At 69.3% G+C, this 9,661-nt stretch carries 12 protein-coding genes and 1 tRNA gene; 3 read left to right on the forward strand and 10 right to left on the reverse strand.

Annotation, left to right across the window (positions count from 1 at the left end):
- On the reverse strand, nucleotides 1-549 hold a 549-nt coding region (locus G3N98_RS35870), incomplete at its 3' end, for a c-type cytochrome (protein WP_206150777.1).
- Nucleotides 550-800: 251 nt separating this feature from the next.
- Between G3N98_RS35870 and G3N98_RS35875 the strand changes: the two genes are divergently transcribed.
- A tRNA-Arg gene (locus G3N98_RS35875) sits at nucleotides 801-876 on the forward strand.
- Between the two features lie 15 nt (nucleotides 877-891).
- Here G3N98_RS35875 and G3N98_RS35880 read toward each other — a convergent pair.
- The 7 genes from G3N98_RS35880 to G3N98_RS35910 all read right to left on the reverse strand — a co-directional run bounded on the left by G3N98_RS35880 (nucleotide 892) and on the right by G3N98_RS35910 (nucleotide 6,602).
- On the reverse strand, nucleotides 892-1,962 hold the full coding sequence (locus tag G3N98_RS35880; protein WP_241026227.1) for a site-specific integrase: 1,071 nt from the start codon (nucleotides 1,960-1,962) through the stop codon (nucleotides 892-894).
- Nucleotides 1,875-2,147, reverse strand: coding sequence for a DNA-binding protein (locus tag G3N98_RS40050; protein WP_254610222.1), 273 nt, complete (start codon nucleotides 2,145-2,147; stop codon nucleotides 1,875-1,877). The genes G3N98_RS35880 and G3N98_RS40050 overlap by 88 nt, the downstream gene beginning before the upstream one ends.
- A gap of 186 nt (nucleotides 2,148-2,333) precedes the next feature.
- The gene (locus tag G3N98_RS35890; RefSeq protein WP_206150779.1) at nucleotides 2,334-2,705 is read right to left on the reverse strand and encodes a hypothetical protein; all 372 of its coding nucleotides are present in this window, start codon (nucleotides 2,703-2,705) and stop codon (nucleotides 2,334-2,336) included.
- Nucleotides 2,702-5,494: a toprim domain-containing protein gene (locus tag G3N98_RS35895; RefSeq protein ID WP_206150780.1), complete on the reverse strand. Its 2,793-nt coding sequence runs from the start codon at nucleotides 5,492-5,494 to the stop codon at nucleotides 2,702-2,704. Before G3N98_RS35895 ends, G3N98_RS35890 begins: the two co-directional genes overlap by 4 nt.
- 7 nt (nucleotides 5,495-5,501) lie before the next feature.
- The gene (locus G3N98_RS35900) at nucleotides 5,502-5,768 is read right to left on the reverse strand and encodes a hypothetical protein (RefSeq protein WP_089460273.1); all 267 of its coding nucleotides are present in this window, start codon (nucleotides 5,766-5,768) and stop codon (nucleotides 5,502-5,504) included.
- 189 nt (nucleotides 5,769-5,957) lie between these two features.
- Nucleotides 5,958-6,206 (reverse strand): ogr/Delta-like zinc finger family protein, encoded by a 249-nt coding sequence (locus tag G3N98_RS35905; RefSeq protein WP_048251455.1) that lies wholly within the window; start codon nucleotides 6,204-6,206, stop codon nucleotides 5,958-5,960.
- Between the two features lie 180 nt (nucleotides 6,207-6,386).
- Nucleotides 6,387-6,602, reverse strand: a complete 216-nt coding sequence (locus G3N98_RS35910; RefSeq protein WP_089471912.1) for a hypothetical protein — start codon at nucleotides 6,600-6,602, stop codon at nucleotides 6,387-6,389.
- Between the two features lie 162 nt (nucleotides 6,603-6,764).
- On the opposite strand from G3N98_RS35910, the gene G3N98_RS35915 reads away from it, so the two are divergent.
- Complete coding sequence (locus G3N98_RS35915; protein WP_346779126.1) at nucleotides 6,765-7,184, forward strand: transcriptional regulator; 420 nt, start codon at nucleotides 6,765-6,767, stop codon at nucleotides 7,182-7,184.
- A 314-nt stretch (nucleotides 7,185-7,498) separates the two neighbouring features.
- Nucleotides 7,499-7,795 carry a hypothetical protein gene (locus tag G3N98_RS35920; protein ID WP_089430434.1) on the forward strand — a complete coding sequence of 99 codons (297 nt, stop codon included), beginning with the start codon at nucleotides 7,499-7,501 and terminating at the stop codon, nucleotides 7,793-7,795.
- Nucleotides 7,796-7,968: 173 nt separating this feature from the next.
- Here G3N98_RS35920 and G3N98_RS35925 read toward each other — a convergent pair whose 3' ends face one another.
- Complete coding sequence (locus tag G3N98_RS35925) at nucleotides 7,969-9,039, reverse strand: phage late control D family protein (RefSeq protein WP_206150782.1); 1,071 nt, start codon at nucleotides 9,037-9,039, stop codon at nucleotides 7,969-7,971.
- Nucleotides 9,036-9,467 (reverse strand): phage tail protein, encoded by a 432-nt coding sequence (locus tag G3N98_RS35930; RefSeq protein WP_069246823.1) that lies wholly within the window; start codon nucleotides 9,465-9,467, stop codon nucleotides 9,036-9,038. Before G3N98_RS35930 ends, G3N98_RS35925 begins: the two co-directional genes overlap by 4 nt.
- Nucleotides 9,468-9,661: the final 194 nt, after the last annotated feature.

Genomic DNA, 9,661 nt, shown 5'->3' on the forward strand with positions numbered 1-9,661 from the left:
CCCCGACGCGGCTGCGGCGCCGCTGGCGGGTTGCGCCGCGTTGGCGGCCGGCGCGGCCGGTTCGGGGAAGTTCGCGCCGTCGTTGTTCGCCATGTAGACGATCGCACGGGCGATTTCATAGTCGCTGACGTCGTCGGGGCTCGTGCCGCCGCGCGGCGGCATCGCGCCCTTGCCGGCCAGCGCCGTCTTCAGCAACGTGTCGAAGCCTTGCGAGATGCGCGGCGCCCAGTCGTCCTTGTTGCCGAACTTCGGCGCGCCGGCGGCGCCCGTGCCGTGGCAGGTCACGCAGACGGCCTTGTAGACTTCCTCGCCGGTCTTGTACGTGCGGGGCGCGTTGGCGTCCTTCACGTCGACCTTCGCGAGCGGGGCGACACGTGCGGCGACCTGTTCGTCGGATAGCGCGTCCGTGCCGGCGCCGGCACGGAACGCATGGTTCGCATAGTTGGCGAACAGGACGATCAGGATGATCGGAATCGCGAACGACGCGATGATGACGGCAATCAGCTGCCCGGGGGTTTTGACGGGAGATTCGTGGGGTGCTTCGCTCATGCTTGCCTCGTCTCCGTGATTAGGAATTGTGAGCGCGGTGCAACGGCAAATGGCAGTCCAATGAAGCCCGGTCGATTATAGACGGAACGTTTACATCACGGCGAGCGGTGCGATGGCGCGTGTTTACCCGCACGCGGCGCGGCCCGGCGGGGATTCGTCGGGCAAGGTGGACGCGTCATGGGAAACCGGGTATCCTTGCCGTCTTGCCAATCGTGGGCGGCCTGTATATTGGGGTCGCTTCACTGTCACAGGCGCCCGTAGCTCAATGGATAGAGTACTGCCCTCCGAAGGCAGGGGTTGCTGGTTCGATCCCAGCCGGGCGCGCCAAGCCTAGTCAGGCTCTCAGCGGTTTTCTCCGTTCGTCGCACTGTCTCGTTGCAGCTGAATTGCAGCTGGCACCGGCACGGGCTCGGCCGTCAGCGGCGCGACCCATTGCGCGAGGTGATCGGCCGACAGGTGCGCGTACCGCTGCACCATTTCCATCGTCTCCCATCCGCCCAGCTCCTTGAGCACCTGCAGCGGCGTGCCGCGCTGCACGTGCCAGCTCGCCCACGTATGACGCAGGTCGTGCCAGCGGAAATCGTTCAGGCCGGCACGCTGCAGCGCCTTGGCCCAGGCGGCCGTCGCCGTCTGGTAGACCGGCCTGCCGCGATAGGTGAACACGCTGTCCGCGCACTCCGGCGCCCGCGGGTTCGCATGCTGGCGGCGCAGCACGGCGATCGCGGTTTCCGAAAGCGGCACCGTGATGGCCTTGCGCGCCTTCGCCTGGTCCGGGTGGATCCACGCGACGCGCCGCGCGAGGTCGACTTGCGACCACCGCAGCCCCGTCACGTTGGCGCGGCGTAGGCCGGTCTCCAGACTGAAACGCGCCATGTCGGCGAGATGCGCGGGCAGTTCGGCGAGCAGCCGTTCCGCTTCGGCCGGGGTCAGCCAGCGGATGCGTTTCGAGACGATCTTCGCGCGTTTCGTGACCGGCGCGCGCTCCAGCCATTCCCATTCGACCGCCGCATTCAACACCGACTTCAGCACGCCGATCACGCGACGCACGGTGCCGTCGCTGACGGCCCGGTCGGTCTCGACGATGCCGTGCCGGGTGCGCACCGTACGCGGTTCCTGGCGCTTCGCGAGCGCGATCGCGTCGACGCGGTTGCGGTCGATATCGGCGAGCGCGACGCCGGACAGGTGCCGGTCGAGCCAGCGCAGGTGAATCTTCGACGTTTCCAGGCTGGCGAGGCCCGCGCGTTCGCCGACGTAGCGCACGACCGCGTCGTTCCACGAATGGCGCGGCTTCGTGCCGAGCCGCGCCTGGTTCCACAGGTCGACCTTCAGCCGGTCGTGGAATTCCTGGGCCTGCGCTTTGTCGCGGGTGCCAGTGCTTCCCTGTACCGGCGGTCCGCCGCCAGGGGGGTACAGCTTGTATTGCCAGTTCGGGCTGGTCTTGCGCTTGTAGAGCGACATGGGCGGGTTTCCTCTTGCTGATCGTGATGGGCGACGGGCGGGAGCCATTCGCCGGCGAGGTAGCGCTGCAGGGCGGCGACGGAAAAGATCCAGCGCTTGCCGACCTTGCGGCCGGGCAGCGCGCCGGCCCGGGCCTTCAGGCGCACCGTCTCGGGATGGGCGCCGAGCAGCGCAGCGGCACCGGCCAGGTCGACGGTGGCCGGATGCGCGCTGTCGGCAGGCCGCGCGCCGGGCGGGCACGCAGCGCAACTCGTGGAAGGATGGTTCGCGTGTGAAGAGTGCATAACACGTTGATGTTCAAGCGTTTTGTTGGCCATCGGTTGCCATCATTCAGGCGTGGCGAGCGCGTGGAACCCATGGCGCGAAATCGCTGCATCGCCGGCGACCGATGGCAATGCGGCGCCGACTCGTGGTGCGCGATAGCGGCTCGTCGCCGTGGCTTCCCGGTTCTCTTTCTTCTTTTTCTTCAATGAGTTGAAGAGAGAGAAAGAAGAAGGGGCCGCCGCCGGCGCGCCGGCCGGACTCATGGCAAAAGCGGCATGACACGTGGCGAACCCGGCGTGAGGCAGGGCGGCAGTTTCCTCAGGAATCAAGGACTTGCGAGCCGTCACCCGCGACAACCACGACTCGCGTGCGCTGCCTGCCCACTCCCGGCGGGTTCCGCCGTGCGGTGGTTGGCTGGACAGGGCGCGGCTCATGCTCGGCCGCCTTGCAGCGCATCGGTCGCCAGGTCCTCGCGCACCGACACGTGCAGGCCGAATGCGGCCAGGCGCTCGAGCGACACCGGCGTCAGGTACGGCACGCGGCGCATGTAGATGCGGCGCTCGACCTCCTTCTCGCCGACCACGACGCCGGCGTGCTTGAGCTGCGCCTTGAACACGCGGTCGGACTTCACCGGCAGGCCGTTCCACTTGTCGCGCAGCGCGCTCGTGTGCGCGAGGTGATCCATCACGTGCCCGGTGCGCAGCAGCAGGCAGAATTCGCCGTCGACGGTGTCGAACGTGTACGGATGCTTGTAGTTGCCGCCGTCGATTTCCGACAGCACCGTTTCCATGATCCAGACCCACGGCTCGCGGTCGGCGCTGGTTTCGGCGACATGGCCGTTCATCTCGGCGATCAGGTCGCGCGGGAACTCGCCTTCGCTCGGGTCCATGCCGGCGAATTCGCACAGGTAGCGCCACGCGAGCCCGATCGCCGCGTAGTTGCCGGCCATGCGCCGTGCGCCGTCGTCCTCGCCGCTCGCGCGGCAGCCGGCGAGCGCCTGGTCGCGCAGCGTCGCGTACTGGTCGAGCGTGGTGCGCCGGTCGAGGCCGGTCAGGAACTCGAGCCATTGGCGGACCGGGAAGCGCGGCAGGTCGTCGGGCAGCAGCGGCCCGCGCTTGCCGGTCAGCGTCGTGCGCACGAGCTTGCCGAGCAGGCTGCGCACCGGCACGTCCTCGCCGGCGAGCATCACCGGCGCGCACAGCAGGTATTCGGTCATGTCGGTGCCGCGCCGCGTCACCGTGTACTGGTAGTTCTCCTGCAGCAGCCCGACCGCCTTGTCGATCACGTCCTGCCGCCGTGCCGACAGCTCTTCCCAGCCGACCGGGTGGCTCGTGTGACTGATGCTGGTCAGCAGGCGGAATTCGGTCTGCAGCGACTGCCCCGAGAACATCGTGAACGCGAGCGAGCGCTCGAGCCGCTTGATGAGCGTCGACTTGCCCGCGCCCTTGTTTGCCTGGACCGTCAGATGCGGCCAGAAGCCGAGCAGCGCCTTCAGGTGGCCGCCGAGCGCCCACACGAGCGGGATCGTCGCGGCGTTCTGCCGGAACGTCGTCTGGTAGGCGGCGATCACGCGGCGCGCGTCGCTCACCGGGCCGCCCGGGAACGTGAGGTTGTGATACGGGCACTGCTTGTCCGCTTCGGTGAAGTAGCAGTCGGGGCCTTCGTTGACGATCAGCCGCCCGTCGCGCCACGCGAGCCCGACGAAGTTCGCGGCCCGGCGCGCGCCGAGGTCGGCGCCGCGCTCGAGGATGTTCACCATCCGCTTGAACGGCGCCGGCGCCCAGATCGGGCCGAACTTGCTCCACTGGTCGACGTTGTGCAGCTGGTCGTCGAGCATCACGCGGCGGATCAGCTGCGCACCGTGCCGCGGCGCCTGCACCGACACGGCGAAGTAGACGGTGGGCGCCTGGTCGGCGTCGCCCGTCATCGTCGACGTCGCGCTCGCGACGGCCACGCGGCTGATGCCGGCGATGCGGAAGCCGCACAGGTCGGTCATCACGGGCGTCTCGATGCCGGATTCCTCGTTGCGATCCATCTTGGTGATGTAGTTCGTGAAGTCGGGCCGCACGCGAAACCGCCAGTACTGCGCGAAATCGTGCGCCGGCAGGAAGATGCGCGGCCGGCCGCGGCGCGACGCGTCGCCGGGCAGGCCGGCGACGAGCCACGGCTCGAGCTGGTCGAGCGCGCGTGCGAGGTCGGCCGGGCCGCGCAGCTGCAGGTAGTCGTTCACGTCGTTGATCGGCGTGCGCTTGGCGTCGCCGTCCGCCAGATCCGCCAGCCAGTCCGACTGGTCGACCAGCACGGCGCTGATATCGAGCGCGGTCAGCCGTTCATGGAGCGCCCACGCGGCCTCGGGGCCGGGGCGCTGCCCGGCGCGCGGGTGGCCTTCCGCGAACGGCTCGTCGTTGTCCAGGCAGATCGTGACCTGCTTGCCGCGCAGGAACGCGAAGTCGATGCGCTCGACGTTCGCGAGGCCGCGCAGCGCCAGCGCGGCCGTGCCGGGCAGCGCGCACGTGTCGATCGACAGCGCGTTGATCGCGCTTTCGACGATGATCACGCGTTTCGCGCGCTCGAGCCGGCGTGCATCGGCGGTCCAGCCGTAGCCGGCCTTGTCGCCCTGGGTCTGCGTCTTGACGCCGCCGTTGAGCGCGGGGTCGACGTAGCGCATGTCGACCGCGACGACGCGCGCATCGCCCGGCGCGCGCACCACGAACGCGGCGGCGGGGCCGCCGTGGCCGACGTCGCCGGCGGCGATCTTCGGGCTCGTCCACGAATTGAAGCCGAGCGTGCGCGCCGCGAACGCCGCGTCGAGCGCCGCGGCGGAAATGCCGCGGCCGCCGAGGTAGTCGCGCACGCGATCGCGTTCGGCCGTGCAGCGGTCGGCGATGTACTCGACGGTGGATTTCTCGCGGCGCTCGGCGGGGGCCGGGCGCTCGGTCGGGAGGCCATACGCGTCGTGGAGATAGCGGACGGCGTCGGCCACCGTGCCGCCGCGCGCGTGGATCACGAGGTCGATGCACGAGCCGCCGGCGTCGGCGCTGTGATCGCGCCAGCCGGTGCCGTACTTCGGGTGATTCGCATAGATCGACAGCGACGGGCTCCGGTCCGCGTGCTGCGGCGAGTGATAGAGCGCGCGGTCGCCGCCGCGGCCGCGTTTCAGGCCGAGGCGGCCGGCGAGGTCATGCAGGTCGATGTGTCGTTTCAGTTCGTCGATCGAGGCCATATCTTCGTCATTGCTGCCGTTCGGGTTGCGGTGATGCGGGCGGCGCGGGATGGCCCGTCGTGGCCGGTGAATGGGCGAGCGCGCGCAGCGCGGCGGCGGATTGCGGGAAGCCGAGCGCGAGGCGATCGGCGAGCGCCGACACGAAGCGGCCGAGCGTGCGTTGCCGCTCGGGGCTGTCCGGCGGGGCGTCGAAGCTCAGCGTGTCGGCGGCCGCGGCGATGGCGGCGCGCAGCGCGGCGTCGTGCGGCGCGGGTTCGGTGGCGTAGCGGTTCATGGGCGCGCCTCCTGGTAATCGACCGGTGCGCATCGCGCGGGGTGGCGGACCATCGCCGGGCCGGCGGGGCATTGGACGGCGCGGCCCGCTTGGATCGGGATCATGAGGTGTCCTTTTCAATGGCAAAGGCGATCCCTCGCGCCGTTCAGGCACGATGCGAGGGAAACGCGGGAACGAGGGGTTAGGGCGTCAGACCGGCAGCTCGAGTTGCGCGGCCAGGCGTTCGCGGACGTGCGGCGAAAGCGGCAGCTGCAACGCGAGGTTCGGGACGGCGGACGGCGACAGCGTGCGGGCGAATTCCATGTTGACGACGTACGTGTGGCCGCACTCCGGATTCGCGCACTGGAACGTGATTTCGCGGAACGTCAGCGACATTTCGCGGCTGCTGCGCGCGGTGGCGCGGGTGCGGCAGTGCGGGCAACGGTTCAGGATTCGCATGGGGGCGTGCTCCGGGCGAGAGTCTGCGCATGGCCGGTCGGACGGTGGGCTGCGCGGGCGATCCGGCTGCATCGCTGGCCGATCGGCGGATGGTTGCGGGCGCGCGCGCAGTTCACAATCGACGTTGCGGGCACGGACGGTCGGGCGCGTTCGACGGTGCGGAACATGAGAGCGCCCGGTTCAACGGCCGGTGGGGCGCGAGCGCGGCGCCGCGATCGCGCGCAGGTGGCTCGCGCCGATGCGGATCAGTTCGCGTGCCATGCTGGAGATCGAGCGGTTGCGCTGCGCGGCGAGCTGCTCGAGCTCGCCGCGTTCAACCGGCGTCAGCCCGACATAGACGGGTTTGTCCGACATCGTGCCGCGCGGCGAACGGCGCGGGCCTTGGGGAGTAGTCATGGTCGGTATACTTTGTCGAGATAGTCTTGCGTTACGGTAAGGCCAGTGTAATGAGCAAAAAACAGCGCGTCAATTGTTAATGGGTAATTTATGACACAAATCGGGAGTCGCTTGCGGGACGAGCGCTTGCGGATCGGGCTCAGCCAGGATGAGTTTGCGACCGTGGGCGGTGTCGCGAGGCGCTCGCAGTCGGCGTACGAGTCGGATGAGCGCTCTCCCGACGCGTCCTATCTGCTGGCCGTTCGCGAGATCGGTGTCGATATCGGCTACGTGTTGACCGGCGAACGGTCCGCCGCAGGCGAACCGGCGTCGGAGGCCGGCGGCGGCGACGCGGACGAAGCCGACGTGCTGGCGATGTACCGGCAGCTCAACGACGCAGGCAAGGCATCGCTGCACGCGTTTCTCGCCAGTTGCATCAGCACGGGCGCGATGGTGCAGGCGGCGCCGGCGCGACGCGCGAAGCGCTTGCCGGAGAATCGCCGTGCGGCACTCGATCAGCGCACGGCGGAAAACGTCGAACGGGCGATGGCCGAGGTCGAACGGCTGAAGTCCGAGCGCGCGGCGAAGCAACCGAAGAAATGAGCGGCCGCGCGGCCCGGCGCACGCGCTGCCGCGCATGCCGGCAGCGCGCCGCATGCGGCCACGCGCTGCCCGATCCGGGCCGCAGCGCATGCGGCGGCGCGGGCGGCCCATCACCTTTCCGTTTCCCCGATTCCACGGCGGTGCGCTGAGCGCGCCGCGCACGCGCATCGGATAAAATCGGACGAATCACTGTATATCCATACAGTATTGGTTTAGCATTCTGAAAGCCGGTGAGCTGGCGGCGGGGCGTTCCGAGGCGACCCGTCGTGTCAGGCGGCCCCCGGTGGATGACTGAGTTTGCGGAGACCGGAAAAATGGACACCAACAGGAAGCACGACATCGGGACGATCGGCGCGTCGGCGCGCGCCGACCATCGCGCGGACCCGCGCGGATCGACGATGGGCCCGCCGCGATATCGTCCGGACCTGACCGAAGACGAACGGGCCGACGCGCACGCAAAGATCGACAGCGCGATGCTGTCGGTCGGGCAGGTGCTCGAGGCCGCGCTGCAGGCGATGGCCAATCTGCGCGATGCGCGTGCCACGTTGCAGCAATGCGGCGACGCGCGGGACACGCGCATGACGCTCGGCGGGCGTCAGCAATCGAGCTGAACCGCCACCACGCCTTCCCGCCGGCCGGCATTCGCTCCGGCCGCTGCATCGAATCCGAGCCGCGCACCCCGCGCATTGCCTCGCCCCGCCCACCGGGATCCTGAGTTCGCCACCGCGATCGCCGGCACGCGATCGCGTGCCGGGCATCGCGGCCCTGGCCGTTACTTCACCCGTCAGCGCTTGCCGGTTCGGCCCGACTGCTTCGTCGCATCGCGTACCTCGAGCTCGAGCGCGGTCGTGAACCCGCCGTCGCCGATCGTGTGCGTCGCCTTCTTCACGAGCCACGGCGTCTCGTCGATTTCCGGCTTGAACCCCGTCACGGTGACGGGCATTTCGGGAAACAGTTCGGGCCGGCCCAGTGCGAGCGTGTAGCTCAGCGTCGACTGGCCGCGCTGCGTGCGCGCATAGTCGGCTTGCGCGGCCGCCCGGGCCTCGGCTTCCGTCGCGTAATCCTCGGGCAGCACCTTGACGTTCTTGCCTTTTGCGTCGCCGACGACCACCGACAGCCGCCGCGCGCTGCCGTTCGAGTGATAGTGCGCGCGCACCGACGTGTAATCGTCGCGCTGCGCGATGTGGTAGCGATGCTGGTCGCCGCTCGCGCGGGTGAGGGCCAGCACGTCGAGCGGCTTGCCGCTGACGGTCTTGCCGCTGCCGATCGGCATGAACAGCAGGCGCTTGTCCTTCACGGTCATCACCGCGTCGTAGCGCCTGGCGAGGCGCGTCAGGAACGACATGTCGGATTCCTGCGTCTGGTCGACATGGTCGATCCGCGTCGCGGCGAGCGTGGCGTCGACGGCGGCCGTGAGCCCGTGGCGGGTCGCGATGGTGCGCACGATCGCGCCGATCGTCTGCCGGTGCCAGCTTTTCTCGCGGCGCTCGTGCATGCCCTTCGTCATCGATGCCGAGCGCGCGCGGATCGTGATGACGTCCGGTGCGCCGCCGTGCTCGACTTCGTCGACCGTGAACGCGCCCTTGTCGACGAGCGGCTCGCCGACCCAGCCGATCGACAGCTTGATGCTCGCGCCGCGCTTCGGAATCGCGAACGTGCCGCGCGCGTCGTCGAGCACCAGGTCGAGCATGTCGGCCTCGTCCGCGCGCGACTCCGACAGCGACAGGTTGATGAGGTTGGGCGCGATCAGGCGCGACAGGTCGCGGCCGTCGAGCGTGATCCGATAGTCGGCCTGCGGCTGCACGCGTCCCGCGCGGGCCTGCGCATCGCCCGGCTTGCGTTCCAGCGTGCTCATTGCTCGTCCGCTCCGCTTTCGTCGTCCTGCTGCGGCTCGGCCAGCACGCCGTCGTCCACGCGTTTGAGCGTCAGCGTGAACGCGATCTTGCGCGCGATGCCTTCCTTCGTGTGATACGTGGCCGTCTCGTTGAGGCTGTCGATCACGTACGCGCCGTACACGTTGCCGTTCCCGTCGACGAGCACGTAGGCATCGCCGGCGTCGCCCATCCGGGCGAGCGCCTCGATCGACGCGATCTCGCCGATGCCGTTGTCGGGGGCGACGATGCCGGACAGGGTGATCGTGTCGTCGCCGGCGCCGGTGAACTGGCTCGCATCGCGCACGCCGATGCGCGAGCTGGTGCGGTGCTTCCAGTTGCGCTGGCGCTGGAGCTCCTGGTACGGCGTGGTCGCCAGGCTGAAAACGAACTGGTCGAGCGACATCATCATGGGCGGGTTTCCTTCAACGAACGATCAATCGGACAGGCGCGAGCCGGCGCGCGACGCCTTCGCGCGTTCGGCCCGTTCGAGCTCGGCGCGCACCATGCGGGCGATCTCGGCCGCATCGGCGCCGGGCGGCGGTGCGATGTTGATGGTGACGGGGCCGCTCGCGGGCGCGGCGCTGGCGGCAGCGACGGCCGGCG

The organism is Burkholderia sp. Tr-20390, from assembly GCF_017104595.1.
In the GTDB taxonomy this organism is placed as follows: Bacteria; Pseudomonadota; Gammaproteobacteria; order Burkholderiales; family Burkholderiaceae; genus Burkholderia.

Bases quoted from the DNA above. Each gene is read 5' to 3' on its own strand.
- G3N98_RS35905 (WP_048251455.1), bottom strand. From the start codon at position 6,206: ATGCGAATCCTGAACCGTTGCCCGCACTGCCGCACCCGCGCCACCGCG.
- G3N98_RS35910 (WP_089471912.1), bottom strand. From the start codon at position 6,602: ATGACTACTCCCCAAGGCCCGCGCCGTTCGCCGCGCGGCACGATGTCG.
- G3N98_RS35925 (WP_206150782.1), bottom strand. From the start codon at position 9,039: ATGAGCACGCTGGAACGCAAGCCGGGCGATGCGCAGGCCCGCGCGGGA.
- G3N98_RS35920 (WP_089430434.1), top strand. From the start codon at position 7,499: ATGGACACCAACAGGAAGCACGACATCGGGACGATCGGCGCGTCGGCG.
- G3N98_RS35900 (WP_089460273.1), bottom strand. From the start codon at position 5,768: ATGAACCGCTACGCCACCGAACCCGCGCCGCACGACGCCGCGCTGCGC.
- G3N98_RS35930 (WP_069246823.1), bottom strand. From the start codon at position 9,467: ATGATGATGTCGCTCGACCAGTTCGTTTTCAGCCTGGCGACCACGCCG.
- G3N98_RS35890 (WP_206150779.1), bottom strand. From the start codon at position 2,705: ATGAGCCGCGCCCTGTCCAGCCAACCACCGCACGGCGGAACCCGCCGG.
- G3N98_RS35895 (WP_206150780.1), bottom strand. From the start codon at position 5,494: ATGGCCTCGATCGACGAACTGAAACGACACATCGACCTGCATGACCTC.